The organism is Pelolinea submarina, from assembly GCF_003966975.1.
GTDB lineage: Bacteria > Chloroflexota > Anaerolineae > Anaerolineales > Anaerolineaceae > Pelolinea > Pelolinea submarina.
In genome coordinates, this window is the sequence record NZ_AP018437.1 from 3,182,796 (window position 1) to 3,203,532 (window position 20,737).

The following is a 20,737-nucleotide window of genomic DNA, read 5'->3' on the forward strand; positions in this document are numbered from 1 at the left end:
TTGGAGTTGGAGGTGATTGAATGCCATCTAAATTACGATTAAAAAGAATTTCGGATCGGATCAAACAGGAAATTTCCGAAATGTTAGTTACCGGTAAAGTCAGTGATCCGCGTTTAGGTTCCGTTTTTGTCACTGATGTTATCGTTGATCGCGAACTTTATTTCGCGAATATTTATGTCTCTTCGCTGGATGGTCAAGACCAATCTGAAAACATTCTCAAAGGTCTTGAACACGCGAGTGGCTTTTTGCGCAGCAACCTGGCAGACAAAATCGAATTGCGCTCGTTTCCCAAGTTACGTTTTTTTTGGGATGAGACGCCAGAACGTGCAGATAAAATCGAACGTATGCTGGATAATTTGAAAGAGAATTCTTCAGAGAACGAGTAAGACTTAAGAATGACCAGGGATAATCAGACTTGCAGCCAGGAAATCCGTTCCCTTCTGCACAGCAAAAACCAGCCTTTAATTCTTGCGCATATTCGTCCGGATGGTGACGCTGTTGCTTCCGTGTTGGGTATGGGGTTGGCGCTGCAGGCGGACGGAAAGAAAGCGCAGCTGGTTTTCCCTGAAGGTATTCCTTCCAAGTTCAAATTCCTTAAGGGCAGCGATACAGTCCATACGCAAATTGAACCGGGATATGATCTGGTCATTGCTCTGGATTGTTCTGATCAAAAAAGGATGGGCGCAGAATTTGCCGACCTGAACGTCGACATCAATATCGACCATCACATTACCAATGAAAATTTTGGGCATCAGAACCTGGTGCTGCCGGAGGAACCGGCCACTTCAGCGATTCTGGCTCAATACTTACCCCAATGGGGTTTTCCCATCACCCCCGATATGGCGGAAACATTATTAACAGGTATCCTGACCGACACAATTGGGTTTCGCACTTCCAACGTGTCGGCAAATACTTTGCATCTCGCCGCTAATCTAATAGAAAATGGGGCCAACCTGACGGAGCTGTACGAGAAAGCATTGATTAGCCAGACATTCTCCGCCAGTCAACTCTGGGGCTTTTCACTTAGCCGGTTGGAAAAGAAAGGACGAATTGCCTGGACTTCAATTACATTAGCGGATCGTAAACAAGCCGGTTACCCCGGCCGTGATGATGCCGACTTAACCAATATCTTATCCGCTATTGAGGAAATTGATGTCAGTATATTATTTAACGAGCAAAATAATTGTAAAATTAAAGTGAGTTGGCGCTCCAACGCGAATATTAATGTTTCGGTGATTGCCCAACGTTTCGGAGGCGGCGGGCACCCACCAGCGGCAGGAGCAGAAATTACAGGTGGTCTTGAAGAGGTGCAAAATATGGTCCTTGAATTTACTGATAGTTTTTTAAAGGAAATACAATCAAAGGGAGAAAACGATTATGGAAAATAGACATAATCCAGCCCGAAATTCAGCATCGGGGGTGCTGGTTGTGGATAAACCCATCGGTATGACCTCTCACCAGGTTGTGCAGGTTATTCGCAACGGCACACACATTAAAAGAGCTGGACATACGGGCACGCTGGATCCCCGTGCGTCTGGTGTATTAGTGGTACTTATCGGTCCAGCGGTACGTTTAAGCGAATATGTTTCAGCAGAGGATAAACGTTACCAGGCGACAATCAAGTTAGGTGAGCGAACCGACACATATGACGGCGACGGTACCATTATGGGAACATCGGTTGTTGATGTCACGTCGGATCAATTTGAAGAAGCCCTGCAGCAATTTGTAGGTGAAATTGAGCAGGTTCCCCCACCCTATTCGGCCATCAAGGTCCAGGGGCGGCGCGCTTACGACATGGCCCGCAATGGTGAAGATGTCGAGCTCGAACCGCGCATCATCACCGTACACAGTTTAGAGTTAATTGAATGGAACTCACCGGAAGCTGTTGTGGATGTACACTGTTCTTCCGGAACGTACGTGCGTTCACTGGCCCATGACTTGGGTGAGGTATTAGGCTGTGGAGCCAACCTGACCGGTCTGCGCCGTACCAAGAGCGGACGGTTTACATTGAAAGACGCCATTCCGCTGCGCAAGTTGGTGGAAGCGTTTGATAACAATAGCTGGTATCAATATTTGATTCCAGCCGCTGAAGCTTTAGGCGATTGGCCTTCCATTATCCTGAATAACGAAGAAGTGGATGCCGTACGGCATGGCCACCGCGTTCCAAGAGAAGACGGCACGGATAAAATGGTTCGCGCAATCACGGAACAAGGCGAACTGGTTGCATTGATGGACTTCGATGTGGAAACCAGCGAATATCAACCTCGAAAAGTATTTTTTGCATAAATGACACCTGATCGGGAAAATGACCACACAAACAATAATGCCGGTACCTGGGCTACCATTGGTTCATACGATGGAGTCCATCTTGGACATCAATTTCTCATTAGAACATTGGTTGAAGAAAGCCACCAAGCCGGAAAACCCTCTACAGTGGTCACATTTTTCCCTCATCCCGTTAAAGAGTTACGGGGTCTTAAAGGCCCTTATTACCTGACTACCCCGGAAGAAAAGAATCAAATACTGACTTCACTGGGTGTGAACTCCGTATTAACGCTGAATTTCACCCACAACCTGGCAATCCAGAGCGCCGATTCTTTCATCCGAATATTGCACAACCACATTCATTTTTCCTGTTTATTAATTGGTTATGATTTTCGTTTAGGGGCTAACCGCGACGGCGACATCCATACACTAAGCGCTTTGGGAAAAGAGCTGGGATATTGCGTCAGAGCCATTGAACCGTTTATGAAAACTGAGCAGCCTGTCTCTTCCTCACGGATTCGAGAATTGATTCTGGCAGGTGATATTCGCAGTGCAAATAGCTTGTTAGGCCGCCCTTATTCCGCCGGGGGAGCAATTATTCACGGCGATGCCCGCGGCAGGCAAATTGGAATGCGGACAGCCAACCTGGATATCTGGCCGGAAAAATTATTGCCCGGTACAGGTGTATATGCGGCTTTTGCCGAAATGGACAACCGGCGCTATCCGGCTGTGGTGAATATCGGTTCCCGTCCAACTTTCTACGAAAAACCTTCTCTGCAAACTGTCGAAGCCCATTTGCTTGATTTTGACCAGGAAATATACGACCAACAAATGCAGCTCAAGTTCATCCAGCGTATTCGTCCGGAAAAGAAATTCTCCGGAGCCGAGGAATTGATGGTACAAATTAAGCAAGATATTCAATTCACACGCGAGGTATTGACCGATGAACCCAAACCGACAGATTTACCTGCTTGACCCCAAAAAACTAAGCCCCGAAACCATTGCCGTAACATTCGCAAAGACCTCCCGTTCAGCGCAGTCTTTCAGCGAAATTGCAGCTGAACTTTCTGATGAGAAGTCGGCAGATTTCAACGAAAAATGGGTGGTTGGATACGGCCATTCCTCCGTTGCCGAACACGCGGTACTGCATATTGCGGTTGAAAATGTATCCAGATTAGCTGTTGAATGTCTGGAATCCAACCGTCTGGCTTCCTACACCGAGAAATCTTCCCGCTACCAGATTTGGGGCATGGATTATTTCCATATTCCCAGTGAATTCACCGGCACAGCAGTAGAGACACGCTATACCCAAATCTGCCAGCGCCTTTTTTCCAATTACGAAAAAGCGGTAAAGGTTATTCAGGCTTATCTTGAAAACACCTGCCCGCAGCAGGAAAATGAATCCGCAGGCGCGTTTAAAATGCGCCTGCGCACAACAGGCGCCGACGTCTGCCGCTATTACCTGCCGGCTTGTTCGCTGGCCAACCTGGGCATGACCATCAATGCACGCGCGTTGGAACACGCGTTATGCAAGATGCTTTCCCACCCGCTGGAAGAAGTACAGCGCATCGGACAGGACATCAAGCAGGTGGCCCAGGACAACGTACCCACTCTGGTTAAATATGCCGCCCGCAATGAATCCATGCAGTGCGTCAGCACGGATTTCAATGCTGTGGCACAGAGCATGCCGCTTCTCGAAGAACCCGCCGCGGATTGGCTGCAGGTTATTCAAAGCGATCCGCACGGCGAAGAAAACATACTGGCAGCCCTGCTGCTGCGTTTCGGCGAGGCTTCCTACTCTCAAGCCCTGGCTTATGTCAAAAGCCTTTCACAGGCTGAAAAAGCCGCCATGGCTGAGCAGTTTCTGGGCAGGTTGGGCGAACACGATATTCCCCTGCGCGAACTGGAATACGCAACCTTCACGGTCGAGATGGTTTTGGATCAGGGCGCCTATTTTGAACTGAAACGCCACCGCATGATGACCCAAACGCCGCAACGTTTCACTGCCCGCCTGGGGTATGCCGTACCCAAGCTGATCGCGGATGCCGGATTGCTGGACTCTTACCGGGCGGATATGCAGGAAGTTATCTCCATCTATGAAGAATTGGCGCTGATCAACCCAGAAGCAGCCGCTTATATCCTGCCGAACGCCTTCAACCGGCGCGTGCTGCTGTGCATGAACTTGCGCAGCGCGCTGCACTTTGTCAAGCTGCGCAGCGCCCCTAACGCTCATTTCGCCATCCGCCGGGCAGCCCAGCGCTTGGCTGACGAATTGGAAATTCGGTTTCCTCTTTTTGCCGATTACTTCCGGCCGGCATCATCGGAGACCTGGACTTCCATCACCGACGAATATTTCACCGATTACCGCTAAACAATGAAATTTCTCAACATCTTTTGGAACCGAGAGCTGCGCAGGCTGCGTTTAGTGCCGCGTCTGCTTTTGTATGTGCTGTTCTACCTGCTCAGCTATATTGGGCTATCCATACTGGTCAAGCTGACCGGCGCATTTTCAATAACCGGAAGCCTGATTACCTCCGGCATTATCGAAGCAACACTGACATTATTGGTGGTCTGGTCAGCGGGCAAGCTACTGGATCGCCGCCCCTTCGCCGGATTTGGCTTTCATCTCAACCGCCGCTGGTTTGAAGACCTGTGTTTCGGTCTGGCATTAGGCGCCGGATTGATGGCCGTCATCTTTTTATTCGAATGGGCCATGGGGTGGATCAGCATTACTGAATTCTTTGGCACCAACACCATGTATTCCTTTATTCCCACCCGGGCTTTTTTCTGGGGCCAATTCTTTCAGGCGCTGGTTTTCTATTTTTTAGCGGCATTCTCCGAAGAATTATTCTTTCGGGCTTATCCGTTTATCAATCTACTGGAAGGTTTCCAAAAGATCAAGATAAAACGGGAATTGGTTGCCTGGCTGGCAGCCGGACTGACTTCGGCTGTGTTCGGCCTGGCTCACATGGGCAACCCGCATGCCACCTGGATATCTACTTTGAATATTTTCTTCGCCGGTTTGATGTTGTGCATCGGTTTCATCTACAGCAAGCAAGCCGCCCTGTCCATCGGCCTGCATTTCACCTGGAATTTCTTCCAGGGTGTCATTTTCGGCTTTCCCATCAGCGGGACAATATCCCCGGCTAACCTGATCCGCATCAACCAACAGGGACCCGAGCTGTTTACCGGCGGTTCGTTCGGCCCGGAAGCAGGTCTGGTTGGGTTGGCTGCCATGCTGCTGGGATCCTTCCTGATCATTCGCTATCTCAAACGCCGGCAAACTTTTGAAGAACAGCCTTCGTAGTAATTCTTATCTCAGTAATTTGTAATAATTTTCCGGGCCATTTCTTCTATTGCTATAATAAAAACAGAAGAAGCGAGGAAATTATGGGCCATTTAAAATATGTTATTAAGCGCAATGGGGCGAAAGTGCCCTTCACCGCTCAACGCATTTCAAATGCCATCTACCGTGCCGCAGTAGCGGTAGGAGGGCGCGACCGCCAAATGGCTGAAGACCTGACCGATGATGTAATCCAATATCTGGAGGCAACCCTGCCAGAAGGCCAAGTTCCAACCGTCGAAGATATTCAGGACGCGGTGGAAAAAGCGCTCATCGAAAAAGGCCACGCCAAAGTTGCAAAAGCATATATCCTTTATCGGGATGAACGTGCCCGCATGCGCCACCAACGCGAATTCCAAACCATTCACCCCTCTGAAAATATCCCCTGGGCAAAAATCTGGCAGGTTTTGGACTGGGCAGCCTCGCACGATTTGCATACTATTGAAAAATACAACCGGCGCCTGGCCAACGGCGAGCTGCAGCAGGTCACTTCCGAATCGGAAATCTTCTACGAAGAGGATATCAAACTGGCGGCCGAGAAAATTTCCCAGCGGCGCGGAAAAGTCAAAATCGTATTGATTTCAGGGCCTTCCTCCTCAGGCAAGACCACTACTACCATCAAGATTGGGAAAATCCTCAGCCAGCAGGGTATCAGCCTGGTGGCTTTGAACGTGGATAACTATTTTCACGACCTGGACAAACACCCCAAAGACGAATTCGGCGATTACGACTTCGAAACACCGCAAGCACTCGACCTGGAATTAATCAACGAGCACTTGAACGGGTTGATCCAAGGGCAGGAAGTCATGCTTCCCATCTATGATTTTAAAAGCGGCCGCCGTCTGGATAACAGCACCCCCATGAAAATCGGCCCAAACGACATCATCCTGATTGACAGCCTGCACGGTCTTTACCCGCCCATGACTGCCGACATCGCCGATGAAAATAAATTCAAACTCTACCTGGAACCGCTGCTCCAGATGAAGGACAAACACGGGAATTACATCCGCTGGACGGATATCCGCCTGATGCGGCGCATGCTGCGCGACCAGGCATTTCGGGCTTACGACCCTGAAAAGACCTTGACCCACTGGCATTATGTGCGCGACAGCGAAATGCGCAACATTATTCCCAACCACGTTCATGCCGATTTCATCATCAACAGCGCCATGCCTTATGAGCTGTCCATTTATAAAACCAAACTGGAGTCTTATTTTGATAAATGGGTGGATGTATATAAGGATGATCCGCTACGTGAGGACGCTTTCAAACGCGCGGCCCGCATCCAACAGGTGTTGAAAGAAATCACACCGCTGGAAGATGCTTCCTTCGTGCCTTCCGATTCCGTCATCCGGGAATTCATCGGCGGCAGCTCACTACAATACCACTAATTAAAGGATCCTAACGCATGCCCTACGCCGTTGTGCTCTATTTCAACAAACCATCCGAGAAATTTATCCGCGATATCTGGAGCAATCTATCCGAGAATGGAATCCCCAGCGAAATCCATCACGTGGGCATTCGTCCGCATATCACCCTGGCAATTTACGATGAATTGACCTGCCAACCCTGCGACAGCGAACTTTCGCGCTTTGCGCCCCAAACCGCTCATTTGCATCTGGATTGCACCCACCTGGGAGTTTTTACTCAACCGGAGAAGGTGCTGTTTTTAGCTCCCACGCCCACGCGCGAACTGATCGATTTTCACGCGCATATCCACAGCTTGCTGGACCACCAAACCAGGGGGCCCTGGGAGTTATATCAACCCGGACAATGGGTGCCGCATTGCACGCTGGCTTTGGACTTGGATCAAGTGAAATTGGACCAAGCCATGTCCGTTTGCGGCAATATCGAACTGCCGGTAAAACTGCATGCCACCCAAATTGGCGTGGTGGAGTTCCTGCCGGTTACAGAAATGGTCCACTTCGACTTGAAGGAAATATAAAAAGCTATTTGCGTTTCCGCCCGCGGCGGAGCGTGAAAACCAGGAGCAGGAATGGCCATAACCAGGCCAGACTGCCCGGGCCTTCCGCGCCGGTGCAGGGGGATTGGCGTTTAATACGCAGTACCGGAAGCTCTGTCTGCTCTTCCTCAGGCAAATCCAGCCAGTTCACTCTTTCCCAAACCTTGAAAGCCGCCCCGCCGTTTTTCAACAGCTTCGGCAGAACCTGAGCGCGTTCTTCCTCATCCCTCACCAGTTCCGCTTTGCCGGCATACCAGCCATCCGGCAGCCAGACTTCCACCTGCGGGTTGGCCATCATGCTTAAATACCAATCCGGCTGTGCGTCCCAAAAAGCGGTACAGTAAAGCGCGTCTCCCTGGGCGTAATAAACCAGCGGCATCTGCGCGGGTGATTTAGCCTCGTGCCGGGAGAAATCCACCACCAAAGTTTTGCCGAATACAGCAGGGAATAGATTGAAGAACTTACCCAAGCCTAATTTCCACAGGATTACCGCCGTGAAATTGGTGTATTTATATAAAAAGGGTAAGGTATTTGTTAATTGTTCACGATTCATGGTTCTCTATCCTCCTGAATATTTTCTTTTGAATCTTTTTTAACAAGCATCATTCTCATCATCTTGACCATCAACTTTATTGGCGATGAGTAGACCAACCGCGCACCTTGCTTGCGGTTTTGCAGGATTTTTTCAGCCAAATTGCCAGCCACTTTGTCGACATCTTCGGACAAGGTAGTCAGGATCGCTCTGACTTTCTTCCATTCTTCCGGATTTTCCCGGTAACGGCTCATGACCATATCCGTCAACACCATCCCGGGCTGCAGTGCGCCAATGATCACGTTCGAGCTTTCCAGCTCAGCCGCCACGGCCTGGTCAAGGTAATATAAAGCGGCTTTGGTCGTACCGTAAATGGATTGGCCTTTAACCTTGCGGTTATCTTTACTGCCCAAGCCTTCCAGGTTGTACAGCGCGCCATGCCCCTGACGGATAAAACCGTTCAAGGCAACCTTCGATCCATACATGGCGCCAATCAGATTGGTGGTTACAACATCCGCGTAAGCGTCCGCATCCAGCTCCCAGAAATTCGCCATCGGGTTTGAAATACCGGCGTTGTTGATCCAGATATCGATCCCACCCATTTGCTTTTCAGCGTACGTCCAAAGCATTTCCAATTGGTTGTATTGTCGTACATCGCAAATTGTCCCAAAGACCGATGCCTGCGGAAAACACTCGCGGATTTCAGCTAAAGCGCTATCCAGAGCAGCCTGCTGCCGGCTGGTAATGGTCACCGCACAGCCGCGCGTGAGAAAAGCTTCGGCCAATGCCCGGCCAATGCCGCGTGTTCCGCCAGTGATGACAACTTTGCGATTTGCTTTATTCGCTTCCATGGTTGTTTTCCCGCTTGATTTGCTCGGCCAATTGTTGTTCCGCGAAACGCTTCACGCGGGCATGCATAACATAGTATTGGCGGCCGTCCTCAATTTTTTGTGGCTGCGGCTGCAGCGTACTGTCGCGCAGCCCGCGGATGCCTTCCAACATTAGCTCCACCATGACCACTTCCAAACGTTCACGAATGGTATGGAAATCATCCTTGGGTTCGGTGGAAATGGTTCTCTTTAATATTATAGGGCCGCTGTCCACACCCTTATCCATGAAATGCAAAGTGGCGCCAAATCCGATTGTGTCGATCGCATTTTCAGCCGAGGTCCATTCCACCACATCCATGCCGCGGTAAGGCGGCAGAATGCCGGTGTGGCAGTTCAGTACGCCCAATTTGGGCAGCGCCAGGATGTTGGCGCGAATCAAGCCACCGCCAGTGAAGGCAACCAGATCCGGTTGAACCTTTCGCAGCAGATCTTCGCTGGCCGGGTCGTTCAGGTCCTTGACCAGGCAGTAAGGGATATCCTTCGTTTGCGCGAAAGCCTTAAGCGATTGGATATCCAGACTTTTCTCCTGCGCGAAACGGCTCAGATTGCGATTATCGGAATTGCGGAAGCGCGCGTCCCCCAACACGTATTTCTGATAGATTTTGCGCAGCAGGCGCGCGCCGTCGCGGCCGAATTCGCTGCGGAAACGCTTCAGGTTCCAGTGGCTGCGCACCACAATGGCTTCCAGGGATACGCCTTCGGTCTTGCTCAGCTCACCGGCCACCAGGCGCGCGTACAGGCTGTTATCGATGGGGGCAAAAAGGACAATTTTCAACATGCCAGCAGCTCCTTCGCGCTGAGTTCCTGTTCGGCTAAAGCCAACAGGAAACGCACATGAACAGCTTCCGAGTCCGTCCGTTGAGTGTGCTTCAGATACCATTCGTTCATCTTAAAGGCCGCGTTCAGAAAACGCAGGTCATGCCGGCGGCGGGCATAGCGGCTGAACAGGATGCTGACATCACTGCGTTCCAGCCACTGCGCCTCCTGCGGTAACTCCTGCGAGAATTTGCTCAGCGAAGCCTGGCGTTTAACCTCCACGTGCCGCAGCAAGTTCTCCATGAGTGAGTCGGCTTGCGTGCTGGTGCTGCTGATGCAGTCCAAATAGCTGCCGCAGCCGGGGCGCAGCACCCCGCGTGCGAAGCAATTCTCGACGGTTAAGTCTCCGAATTCTGCCATGGAGGGCTGGTTTTTTTCAAGCGCAGTCGGAGATCCGTACGTTTGCCAACCCAATTCGGCCATCAAATGTTCCAGCAAATGCAGGTCTTGACGGCTGTCCTGTGGAAATTCGCCGCTGCAGGCCAACCGGTGATAACCTTCCTCAACAAGCGAACGTATCTCCGCGGCGCTCATCTCGCGGTCGACAGATTTTTCCAGCAGATCCAAAAAGCGGCTAAACTCATTTCCGGTCAAGGTCGTTTTCCTCTACGCTAATTTCAGCACGGATGCTGCAGCCATCCAACCCCACCAGGCCTTCCCCGCTCAGATACAGTTCATCCAGGCTGAGTTCGCCGGACGGGCAGGAAATCACGCCATATTTAAAAACTTTGACCGGCCGCCAAAAATCCTTCTTGAATCCGAAAATTTGCTCCCAATGAAAAGCATCCCGGCTGACCAGCACCGCACTTTCATTGCTCAGGATGCCCGGGCCTTTCTCCACAGTAGTAAAAGCCACATAAACACCTTCATTGGTCATGCAGCCGTACCAGGCGGAACAGTCGATATTCTGCCCCACTTCCAATTTACCATTCTCACGGCTCATGCGGCAGGCATGATTCAACTCCAGGTTGCTGTCGGTCAGCCAATTGACGTGCTCCTTCGTAAAGAACAATGTCACCGCTCGCCAGATCTGGCTGCCGTCGCCATACAACTGCATACTGTTAAAGCCGTCTTCTGTGCGCACCAGGTGGCACTCACCGGCAAAATCGCCCACCGCGGCCCAAAACGTATCGGGGTTATAGGGATCGGCAAAAATACCATGTACGTGACGCACGCCGGGCAGTTCGCAAGCCACATCCCAGCTTTTTAGGTCCGGGGATACCCGCCAGATCTTGACCGGGACGCGTTCCGGGTTCATAAAATATTCGCCAAAGTAGATATTGCCCTGCGCATCCTCGCCAAACGAGCGATGCAGGACACTGTCGCCGTTGATCTGGAACAACGGTTGCAAACGTTCTCCCCGCAGCGCATAGGCCCAACCGCCGCGAATACCCAGTACATTTCTCAGGCGGTTGACGTACAGATTGCACTTATCCGCCCGCATGGCGCGCGCAGTGGGGCGCGACCAGTCAAACAGGTCGCGCGGGTAACTTCGCGGGAAAACACCCGCCGGTTCCCACGCTTCCCCGCGCTTGACCAGGATGCGCCGTTTGGCTGTCGCCCACAACTCTCCGTCCGCGCAGCGGTGATGGATGATGGTGATGCGAGGGTATTTCTCGCGAATCTTAAATGTATATTTCAAGGCTGGTTTACTGCTCCTGTGATTTTTATAGTTCTGTGCTAATTCTAACCGGACTCATCCTATCCAACTATCCTGCTACGAATAGGAAACTCACGCTGTGCCTTCATGAACAGCCCGCATTGCTAACGATACAAAGTCCGGGAGGCATCCGATGCTTTACGCTTCAATTTATTCTAACATCCGCAGCCGGGTTTGCTTTAACTCCTGTATACTAATAAAAAAGTCGCATGGCAGAGAAACCACTTCCATATCTCCCTGCCAGTCAGGGTTTGTACAATCCCCCTTTGGGTTTATTTCTGCCCGCCCTGCCCCAAGGGGTCATCGGCGCCTGGGCGACTGAAAACACTCCGCCGGGCAGCCTGATGCTTGATCCGTTAGGCGCCCATCCCCTCCTGGCAACCGAAGCAGCCGCTACCGGGCGGCGCGTATTGATGGCACGCAATAATCCCATCCTTTGGCTGATGCTGGAAACCATTTGCCGTGCGCCCGGCAGCAATCACTTATGGAAAGTGCTATCTCCGCTGCTCATCTCACGCCGGGCAGACGAATCCATGGAAGACCACCTGCGCGGGTTATATGCCACCCCCTGCGCCGGCTGCGGCCAGATGATTCAACCACAGGGCTTTGTGTGGGAGCGCGGCGGTAGGCAGCCAATCAGCCGGGTTTACATTTGCCCGCACTGCGGTGACGAAGGCGAGCGTGAAATCAGCCCCTACGACCTGCAGAATTTGGAACGGCTGGGCAGCTTACGGCTGCATCGCGCGCGCGCCTCCCAACGGGTGCTGCAGGGCAGTGAATATGAACAGGCCAGCATCGAAGCCGCCCTGGACTGTTACCTGCCGCGGGCGCTGTACGTTTGTATGTCCCTGTCCAACCGGATGGAACAGCTGGAATGGCGCAAGGAAGATAAGCTGCTCGTGCAAGCCATGCTGCTGCTGGTGTTTGACGATGCCACCTCGCTGTGGCATTGGCCCGGCCGCGGCCAGTATCACTTTCAGTTGAGCGTGCCGGCCAAATTCCTGGAGAAAAACCTGTGGTTAAGCCTGGAAAGCGCCCCGGAAAGTTGGGGCCGTTATTCCACCCCCATCCCGATAACCTATTGGCCCAAGCTGCCCGATGATCGCGGCGGTATCTGTCTGTATAACCGGCGCCAGCCGGATAAAGGGAATTTATTCCAACAGGAAAATCCCGCGGCTGTCGTGTGTGTCTTTCCGCGCCCCAACCAGGCTTTTTGGACTTTGAGCGCCATGTGGTCGGGCTGGTTGTGGGGCCGCAAAGCGGTAACGCCTATGCGCAGCGCATTGACGCGCCGGCGCTATGATTGGCGCTGGTTTGCCCTGGCGCTGGAAGCCGCGCTGCGTGATCTGTGCGACGCAATCCCGGTGGATACTCCCATGTTCGGTCTGCTGCCCCAGGCGGCGCCCAACCACCTGCTGGGATTGCTGGCCGGTGCGCATGCCTCCGGTTTTGAGCTGGGCGGATTTGCCGCCAACCTGTCCGAAGAAGTGTATCAATGCCTGTGGCAGGCCGGTGAACCGGCTCCCAGCCCCAGCGGGCCGCAGATTCAATCCAACCTGCGCGCTTACATGCAGGCACGCGAAGAGCCCGTCCGGCTGCCCGCCATCATAAGCGACTACCTGGCAAGGCTGGCCATGCAAAACAGCCTACCGGTTAACATCGAGAATTTGGAAGAGACCTATTTCAGTCAACTTCAGCAAGCCGTCAGCGACAGCCTGAAAAAGGGTGGATTCGCGCAAGAATACCCCACACCGGCCGGCGGCAGCAAATGGGGATTGGTAAACCAACCGGCAGAAGAAATGCCTTTAAGCGAACGATTGGAAATAGCCATACGCGACAAGCTATGGGAGCAGCCTGACAGCCTGCTGCAGGAATTGGAATTGCACATTTTCCGCGGCCTGCCCGGACGCCTGACTCCTGAAACGGATGACCTGCGTTTGTGCCTGCAAAGCTATGCGGAAGAAGATGAAGATACGGCCTTTTTATTCCACCTGCGCGCCAATGAAGAGCGCGCTGTGCGCCAAGCCGACCGCAGCGAAATGGCCGCGCTGCTTGAAAAACGCGCGCGCAGCCTGGGGTTGGAATTCACGCTGGAAGATAATTGGGTAATGGAGTGGAAAAACGCTCAGGGGAAAGCACTGCACCGCTACTACCTGCTGAACAGTGCCATCTTCTCCGAACCGGTGCTCAACACCTCTGCAAACGACCCAATCCAAAAGGTCCTGGTTTTCCCCGGCAGCCGTTCGCGTTGGCTGCAGCACCGCCTGCAGGAAGATCCGCGCCTGAAAGCCGCGCTGGAAGCTGGCGGCTGGCATCTGATGAAGTACCGTTATCTGCGCTGGCTGGCTGCCCAGGAGGAAAATAGCCTGGAACGCTGGGAAAGCCTGCTGGACGGCGACCCACCCCTGGAAGAACCCTCCGACCAGTTCCAATTGTTCTAATTTTTTTTCGAGCGACTTTCCAAAGATGGAAAATCACCCCAACCTTCGCATCCATTGCTTGTCATCCTGAACCCCATCGGGACGAAGGATCTCGGCCAGATACGGTATATCCCAATGAATATCATTGACAAATCAGTAATATTTGCATACAATAGACCAGTTGGTCTAGACCGCTCGGTCTAATCGAAAGGAAAGCTATGGAAAATACGGCAGAAATTGATTTTGAGAAAAAAGAAGAGCTTATAAAAGCCGCGCTGGATGAGTTCACGGAGAAAAACTTTTCCGAAGCTTCGCTCAACACAATCATCAAAAAAGCAGGCATCAGTAAGGGTTCTTTTTATTATCACTTTGAAAATAAAGAGGACTTATATCTCTATCTATTGAACCATGCGTTCAATGCCAAATGGGAGTTCATCCGCGCCAGAGGCGATCACAATCCGGCAACGCTTGAAAAAGATGATTTATTCGCAAAGATAAAAATCCAGGCGAGATTGGGAGCGGAATTTGCCGCTGCATATCCGCAATATTACCAGCTTGCCATGAAGTTCTCCTCGGAAAAAGGCCATGAAATTTACGACACAGCTTTAGACATGTTGGGAAATAAGTCTGAGAATATTTTCGATGAAATGGTAGAAGCCGCAATCAGGAATGGCAATATCAAAGATCATTTCTCAAGAGATTTTGTGGTGAAAATTCTGAGGTACCTGATTAACCATTTCAACGAGATATTTGACCACCAAGAGGGGATTGGACTTGATGAGTTGCTTGCCGATCTCGATAATTTTGTAGATTTTCTAAAATACGGATTAAGCCGTTAACTTAGAACCAGGAAAAGGAGATTAATTAATGAATAATTCAAAAACGTTAGATAAGATTTTTGCGTTGGTGTTTGCTTTGTTGACAATAGCGTTGGTCATGCTGGCAATGTTTAACTCTGCATTTTTCAAGTGGGCTTTTGAACGCCATCAGAATATGATCAGTTGGTATCTCCGGCCGCTGGCCCTGATCCCATTCTGCTACTTCGCCTATAAACACAGCTGGTCAGGTATTTTTGGAACCGTCTTCTTTCTAATGACCAGCATGTTTTGGTTCCCCAAACCGGATTCTGTTTCCCCGCAAGCTATTCAGTTTTTGGCAGTAGAACAGGAATACCTTACCGGTGTTTGGGACCTTCCTAAGATTTTGACTAGCTTGCTGGTTCCATTTTCACTGGCCGCCCTGGCCTTCGCTTTCTGGAAAAGGAATATTTGGAGCGGTTTGCTCGTAGTCGCGTTAATGGCTATCGTAAAAGGGATTTGGAGCCTTGCTGTTTCCGGAGAAGCCGGAAAATCCACAATGGGGCCGGTAATTCTTGGTGTGCTGATCTGTCCATTAATCTATTTAGGGTATAAGAAGCTGAAGAAAACAAATTAATACAAGCCCTGGCACCTCATCATTCACTTTTATTAAAACAAAAAAGGTCCGGAATTTGCTCCGGACCTTATCTTTTTAGCTGACCAATTCTGCGATGAAAGGAACCTGTTCTTTGACGAATTCTTGAATTTCCTGCGGAGTTTCCAATTGCAGTACTTTATCCGCCAACGCTTTCATTTCCTCCGCGTTCAGGCTTCGCAGGATCTGCTTGACGGTGGGAACCATGGGCGGGCTCATGCTGAACTCATCCAGACCGAGGCCCAACAGGATGGGCGTCGCCAGCGGTTCGCCGGCCAATTCGCCGCACATACCAACCCATTTATCTTCGGCGTGCGCGGCGTCGATGATCATCTTGATCAGACGCAGCACAGCCGGGTAAAAGGCATTGGACAGGCTGGCAACTTTGGGGTTGGTGCGGTCGGCCGCCATGGTGTATTGGCAGAGGTCATTGGTGCCAATCGAGAAGAAATCCACTTCTTTGGCCAATTGATCGGCCACAACAGCAGCGGACGGGATCTCGACCATGATGCCGATCTCGATATTCTCGGCACAGGGTTTGCCTTCAGCGCGCAGCTCCGCACGGCATTCTTCCAACACCTTGCGTGCGTCGCGTACTTCACTGGCTGTGGCAACCATGGGGAACATAATCTTCAAGTTGCGATCCACGCCCGCGCGCAATGCCGCGCGCAGTTGAGGTTTGAAGATATCCGGACGAACCAGGCATAAGCGCAGCGCGCGCTGGCCCAGGAAGGAGTTGCTCTCCGCTTCCAGGCCCATGTAGGGAATTTCTTTATCGCCGCCGACATCCAGCGTGCGCAGGACTACCGGCATTTGGCCGAACACATCCAAAATGGCGCGGTAAGCCTGATATTGTTCTTCTTCGGTCGGCAATGTGCTGCGTTCCAGGTAGAGGAACTCAGTGCGCAGCAGGCCAACACCTTCGGCGCCGTTTTGCACCGAACTGTGCGCGCCTTCCACGTTGCCAATATTGGCAACCACTTCCACCTGACGGCCGTCTAAAGTCAAGGCAGCCTCATGAGCATGCTTCATGGAAGCATCGCGCATGGTCTTGGCAGTCTCGATCCGTTTTTCATAATCCTGAATCGCATTTTCAGTTGGGGAAAGGATAACCTGGCCTTTGGTACCATCCAGGATCATTGTTGAACCGGTGGTTTGGGCAAGCACTTCATCGCCCGCGCCTGATACTGCGGGAATACCAAGTCCGCGTGCCAGAATAGCCGTATGAGAAGTGGCGGAACCGCGAGCCGTACAGAAACCAACCACCAGACTCTTATCCAGTAAAACAGTGTCGGACGGAGTCAGATCGTCCGCAACGATGATAGAAGGTGCTTTTAAACTCGCCGTTGGCGATTCAGCCACACCTAATAAAATTCGCAGCACCCGGTTACCGACATCCATAATGTCAGTGGCGCGTGCTGCGAAGTATTCATCTGCCATGGCTGCCATCATGTTAGAAAATGTTTGCGCAGTCTCTTTCATGGCAAAATCGGCACTGCAATGTTCTGTTTCGATCTTCTTCTTTACTTCTGATAGGAGTTCGGGGTCTTCCAGGATCATCAGGTGAGCCTGGAAAATCTCTGCGTCGGCCTTGCTGGCTTCTGTTAATGCTTTTTCGTAGATACTGGAAATCTGGTCTTTGGCAATCTGAATGGCCTCTTCCAGCCGCTTTATTTCTTTCTGCGAATCATCAACTTTGCATTCAGCTACAATTAATTCCTGTCGCAAAAACTGGAAAACCGGGCCGATGCAAATTCCGCGAGATGCGGGAATGCCCGATAAGGTCTTCATCAATCTTCTCCGAAATTATTCTTAACCAGCTCGGCGAGTACTTCAACCGCCTGCGCTTCATCTTCCCCATCAGCCTTGATGGTGATGTCCATTCCCTGGAAGACGCCTAATGTCAGAACACCCAAGATTGATTTAGCGTTTGCTTCCCGCAGTTCTTTCGTATCCGGATCCTTGCACGAAACCTGGATATTGGAAGAATATTTCGCGGCAGCTTGAACGAACAATGATGCTGGTCTGGCATGTAGTCCTACCTTATTATTGACCATTACTGTTGTTTCTTTCATGCACACACACTCCAATATTTTTTTATCGAGCTAACGAACGGCTCGTATGTACCAGACATTAAAAAAAACCGCATAGTTCCTGCGGGTGATAATTTTATCACGGTTGCGAAAGAATGGGATTCCTATGGCGCAGGCGTGGCTTCATCCCCGTCGGAACCCCCAAAAGGCGTATTTGTCGGAACCAATTCCGGCGTTTCGGTTGCAATAATCGGCTCCGCAGTAGGTGGTATGGGCGTTAGTGTGGGTATTACTGTCATGGTAGGCGTTAATGTCGGCACCAGCAGGTTCAGATGAATACGTTTTTCAGCGAAAGTTCCCTTGGTACTCTCCATATATATGCGCAGGGTGATGCGGGTGGCATCGGCCTCGTACACATCCCAGCTAATGAGGTGCTTGGGTTGGTCGTATTGCTCGGTACTGCTCATCAGTGTCTTCCATTTTGTCGGATTATTGCCCACCCCATATTGCAGTTTGAATTCTTTAAAATTCTTGGTCGCGTTAACCACCGCATAAATATCCACATAAGGTGTGCTGATATCGCCATCCTCATCCAGGCCCACAAAAATGATGGTCGGGCGCGGGCTGTCGCCGCTGCATTCCTCCTGCGGGGTAAATACCAGTGGAGAGGAAAAACCCATATCTTTGGCCCAGGTTTTACCCGCGTCATTCCCGGTCAGCCACTTAATGGCCCAGGGATCGCTGACATTGACCGTCTTTTTCTCTTCAACGTACTCGGAGCAGGCCGAGCTGGCCTTCAGGTTCGTCCAGGTATCCACTTCCACATCTTTCCACAGGTCATCCTTCTTGTCCAGCGGCGGCTGGCCGTCGGCAAAGAGCTCTTTGGTTTCGCTGGGGCAGTTTGACGAAGGTGAAGCGCCGGAAGCAGCGCATATCGTTTGTCTCTGAACGGTATCCGGCTGAACGAATTCGGAAGGGCTGCCGCCCCAATAGTAACCCACCGCCCACTGCATGACATTCGCCCACAACGGCGCCGCGCCGGTCACACCGCTGATGTTGGACATGGGGGTGTAATCGGCATTGCCAATCCACACGCCGATGGCGATATCAGGGGTATATCCCAACGTCCAGTTATCGCGGAAATCATTGGTTGTGCCAGTTTTCACCGCCGCGCTGAAGGGCAGCTTCAGCACAGAATTCGAACCGAACGCTGGTGTGCGTGCCTGGTTATCGGAAAGGATGTTGCTGATCAAGTAAGCATGGTCTCGGCTGATGGTCTGTTCCGCCGCAGGGGTCTCATGCTGGTAAACGATATTTCCGCTGTGGTCCTCGATGCGTTCAATGGAATAAGGCGCCATGCGCTGGCCCTGGTTAGCAAAAACGGCGTAGGCTCCGGTTAATTCCAGCAGCGAAACGTCCCCGCCGCCCAGGGTGAGCGACAGGCCGTAATCATCGCGCGTCAGGGTGGTAATGCCCATGCGTTCGGCAAAGGCGATAAAACCTTCTTTTTCCGTCGTTGCAGGATCGTCATAGATACCCACAAAATTCAGGGTCTTCACAGCCGGAATATTATAGGAATTCGCCAGCGCGGTACGCGCCAATACCGGGCCGTGGTATTTACCGTCGTAGTTAACCGGTTTGTATGGATCGCGGGTATCGTCCGGGTCTCCGGAAGGCGGAAATTCACTGGCTACGTCCCAAATCAGGGTGGCCGGTGTCCAACCCTTTTCAAAGGCGGCTGTGTACGTGAGGGGTTTGATGGATGATCCGGGTTGGCGCGGTGCGATCGCCATATTGACCTGGCCGGAAATGGCTTCGCTAAAGAAATCGGCCGAACCGACCATCGCCAGAATCTGCCCGCTGGAAGGCTGAATGGCTACCAGCGCGCCATCCGTGGCGTTATTGGCTGCCAGCGCGTCCACCTGTTCAGTCAAACTGGCTTGCGCATAATCCTGCAGGGTTGGATCCAGTGTGGTGTACACGCGGAAACCGGAACGGTAGATGGTCTGCGGGTCGTATTGTGCTTCCAGTTGGGTACGAATATAGTTGACCCAGTGCGGGTAAGGCATGTTGATGTTGTGGTACTCAAAGACGGTGTTGTCAATCTCCTGCGCGGCCGCCACAGCCTCATTCAGCGTCACACAAATAGGTACGTTGGACTGGTTTACGCGGATGCAGTTGCGTTCGCTGCTGAATTGAACCATCAGGCCCAACACATCTGACTGGCGGAGTTCGGCCGCGTCGCGGTTGGTATACACGTCATATACCGCCGGCGCCTGCGGCAGGCCGGCCAGGAAGGAAGCTTCGGCCAGGTTCAGTTGGCCGGCAGTGGTGCTGAAATAGGTCTCGGCCGCGGCTTCGATGCCGTAGGCCAGGTTGCCGTAATAGATTTCATTTAAGTACAGTTCCAAAATTTCATCTTTGCTGTAGCGCCGGGTAATCTCAGCCGCCAGCACGATCTCGCGCGCTTTGCGCTGGGTAGTGATCTGGTTGCGTTCCTCAGGCGAGAGCAGCAGCGTGCGTGCCAACTGCTGGGTAATGGTCGAAGCGCCGGAAACCACCTCCCCGCTGGTGTAGTTCTGCCAGAACGCGCGCACAATACCCAGCGGATCGAAACCGGGGTTGGTATAGAAGTCTTTATCTTCGGTGGCAATCGTCGCGGCGATCAGGAAGGGCGAGACATCATCCAGTGTCGTGTAGGTTCGGCGCCCGGCATTCGGATCAAGGATCTCGTAAATCAGGTTACCGTTGCGGTCATAAATGCGCGTTGTCTCGAATTGAGAGGCATACTGGCGCAGGTCCTCGACGCTGGGCAAGCCGGCCGCTATGGTGAAATATTGGATCAATATAAAGGAAAGGCCCAGAATCGTGACGATAACAAAGCTAAAAGCCAGAATAACCAACCCTCTTACCAGGCAGCCGGATTTCCCGGTGCCGGAAGAACGCGGCGGTTTGCGGTGGCCGCGGCCGCCGCTCCCCAGGCGGGGCAGTTGAATGCTGCCAATCCAATTAGCCGCTCGATCCACTGCATCTTTCAGGAGGTCGGAGGCATTATCCAGAAATTCGTCCCATGCAGAGGGCTGCGCATCAGGTTCTTCCGGGATGGGAATTCGCTGCGTATCACCGGATATTGTCCTCCCCGCAGCTTCAGTCCTCTCTGCAGGTACCGCATCATTTGTGGGCAGCGAGGCAGGCTGCACTGCGGATTCCCGCGTGGGTTCTTCCAATGGCCGCCGCTCTGCCGGTTCTTGAGGCAAGCCTTGACCTTTCCGCTGGGACGCAGCCAGAATACGGCGTAGCCGTTGCGCCGGGGTTTCTTCTTCCGGATCTATGGGATTTTGTTGGCTGTTATCTTCCATTCGA

19 protein-coding genes are annotated in these 20,737 nt (G+C 52.0%); 11 read left to right on the forward strand and 8 right to left on the reverse strand.

Annotation, left to right across the window (positions count from 1 at the left end; all coding sequences use genetic code 11):
- Positions 1-20: 20 nt before the first annotated feature.
- From rbfA to Pelsub_RS14095, 8 genes are all read left to right on the forward strand, one after another.
- Positions 21-386 carry a 30S ribosome-binding factor RbfA gene (rbfA, locus tag Pelsub_RS14060; protein WP_116225672.1) on the forward strand — a complete coding sequence of 122 codons (366 nt, stop codon included), beginning with the start codon at positions 21-23 and terminating at the stop codon, positions 384-386.
- 9 nt (positions 387-395) lie between these two features.
- Positions 396-1,388, forward strand: coding sequence for a DHH family phosphoesterase (locus Pelsub_RS14065; RefSeq protein ID WP_116225673.1), 993 nt, complete (start codon positions 396-398; stop codon positions 1,386-1,388).
- The gene (truB, locus tag Pelsub_RS14070; RefSeq protein ID WP_116225674.1) at positions 1,378-2,286 is read left to right on the forward strand and encodes a tRNA pseudouridine(55) synthase TruB; all 909 of its coding nucleotides are present in this window, start codon (positions 1,378-1,380) and stop codon (positions 2,284-2,286) included. Before Pelsub_RS14065 ends, truB begins: the two co-directional genes overlap by 11 nt.
- Positions 2,287-3,240, forward strand: coding sequence for a riboflavin biosynthesis protein RibF (gene ribF / locus Pelsub_RS14075; RefSeq protein WP_116225675.1), 954 nt, complete (start codon positions 2,287-2,289; stop codon positions 3,238-3,240).
- Entirely contained in the window at positions 3,209-4,636 is a 1,428-nt protein-coding gene (locus Pelsub_RS14080) for an FAD-dependent thymidylate synthase (RefSeq protein WP_116225676.1), read from the forward strand. Before ribF ends, Pelsub_RS14080 begins: the two co-directional genes overlap by 32 nt.
- A 3-nt stretch (positions 4,637-4,639) precedes the next feature.
- The gene (locus Pelsub_RS14085; RefSeq protein ID WP_116225677.1) at positions 4,640-5,572 is read left to right on the forward strand and encodes a CPBP family intramembrane glutamic endopeptidase; all 933 of its coding nucleotides are present in this window, start codon (positions 4,640-4,642) and stop codon (positions 5,570-5,572) included.
- 83 nt (positions 5,573-5,655) lie between these two features.
- Positions 5,656-6,999, forward strand: a complete 1,344-nt coding sequence (locus Pelsub_RS14090) for a uridine kinase family protein (RefSeq protein WP_116225678.1) — start codon at positions 5,656-5,658, stop codon at positions 6,997-6,999.
- 17 nt (positions 7,000-7,016) lie between these two features.
- Positions 7,017-7,553: a 2'-5' RNA ligase family protein gene (locus Pelsub_RS14095; RefSeq protein ID WP_116225679.1), complete on the forward strand. Its 537-nt coding sequence runs from the start codon at positions 7,017-7,019 to the stop codon at positions 7,551-7,553.
- A gap of 4 nt (positions 7,554-7,557) precedes the next feature.
- Here Pelsub_RS14095 and Pelsub_RS14100 read toward each other — a convergent pair whose 3' ends face one another.
- The 5 genes from Pelsub_RS14100 to Pelsub_RS14120 are packed head-to-tail and all read right to left on the reverse strand — an operon-like array spanning position 7,558 to position 11,451.
- The gene (locus Pelsub_RS14100; RefSeq protein WP_116225680.1) at positions 7,558-8,124 is read right to left on the reverse strand and encodes a nitroreductase/quinone reductase family protein; all 567 of its coding nucleotides are present in this window, start codon (positions 8,122-8,124) and stop codon (positions 7,558-7,560) included.
- Positions 8,121-8,954 (reverse strand): SDR family NAD(P)-dependent oxidoreductase, encoded by an 834-nt coding sequence (locus Pelsub_RS14105; protein WP_116225681.1) that lies wholly within the window; start codon positions 8,952-8,954, stop codon positions 8,121-8,123. Before Pelsub_RS14105 ends, Pelsub_RS14100 begins: the two co-directional genes overlap by 4 nt.
- A complete protein-coding gene (locus Pelsub_RS14110; RefSeq protein WP_158675133.1) occupies positions 8,941-9,771 on the reverse strand; it encodes a formyl transferase in 831 nt (276 codons plus the stop codon). The genes Pelsub_RS14105 and Pelsub_RS14110 overlap by 14 nt, the downstream gene beginning before the upstream one ends.
- Entirely contained in the window at positions 9,765-10,403 is a 639-nt protein-coding gene (locus Pelsub_RS14115; RefSeq protein WP_116225683.1) for a hypothetical protein, read from the reverse strand. The genes Pelsub_RS14110 and Pelsub_RS14115 overlap by 7 nt, the downstream gene beginning before the upstream one ends.
- Entirely contained in the window at positions 10,390-11,451 is a 1,062-nt protein-coding gene (locus Pelsub_RS14120) for a hypothetical protein (RefSeq protein WP_116225684.1), read from the reverse strand. Before Pelsub_RS14120 ends, Pelsub_RS14115 begins: the two co-directional genes overlap by 14 nt.
- A gap of 227 nt (positions 11,452-11,678) precedes the next feature.
- Between Pelsub_RS14120 and Pelsub_RS14125 the strand changes: the two genes are divergently transcribed.
- The 3 genes from Pelsub_RS14125 (at position 11,679) to Pelsub_RS14135 (ending at position 15,323) form a co-directional block, all read left to right on the forward strand.
- On the forward strand, positions 11,679-13,910 hold the full coding sequence (locus tag Pelsub_RS14125; RefSeq protein WP_126440558.1) for a hypothetical protein: 2,232 nt from the start codon (positions 11,679-11,681) through the stop codon (positions 13,908-13,910).
- Between the two features lie 197 nt (positions 13,911-14,107).
- A complete protein-coding gene (locus Pelsub_RS14130) occupies positions 14,108-14,728 on the forward strand; it encodes a TetR/AcrR family transcriptional regulator (protein ID WP_116225686.1) in 621 nt (206 codons plus the stop codon).
- A 28-nt stretch (positions 14,729-14,756) separates the two neighbouring features.
- On the forward strand, positions 14,757-15,323 hold the full coding sequence (locus tag Pelsub_RS14135; protein WP_198418368.1) for a hypothetical protein: 567 nt from the start codon (positions 14,757-14,759) through the stop codon (positions 15,321-15,323).
- Between the two features lie 75 nt (positions 15,324-15,398).
- Here the strand turns inward: Pelsub_RS14135 and ptsP are convergent, their stop codons facing one another.
- The 3 genes from ptsP to Pelsub_RS14150 form a co-directional block, all read right to left on the reverse strand.
- Positions 15,399-17,132, reverse strand: a complete 1,734-nt coding sequence (gene ptsP / locus Pelsub_RS14140) for a phosphoenolpyruvate--protein phosphotransferase (RefSeq protein WP_116225687.1) — start codon at positions 17,130-17,132, stop codon at positions 15,399-15,401.
- Entirely contained in the window at positions 17,132-17,416 is a 285-nt protein-coding gene (locus tag Pelsub_RS14145) for an HPr family phosphocarrier protein (RefSeq protein WP_116225688.1), read from the reverse strand. The genes ptsP and Pelsub_RS14145 overlap by 1 nt, the downstream gene beginning before the upstream one ends.
- A 122-nt stretch (positions 17,417-17,538) precedes the next feature.
- Positions 17,539-20,733 (reverse strand): transglycosylase domain-containing protein, encoded by a 3,195-nt coding sequence (locus tag Pelsub_RS14150; RefSeq protein WP_116225689.1) that lies wholly within the window; start codon positions 20,731-20,733, stop codon positions 17,539-17,541.
- Between the last annotated feature and the right edge of the window lie 4 nt (positions 20,734-20,737).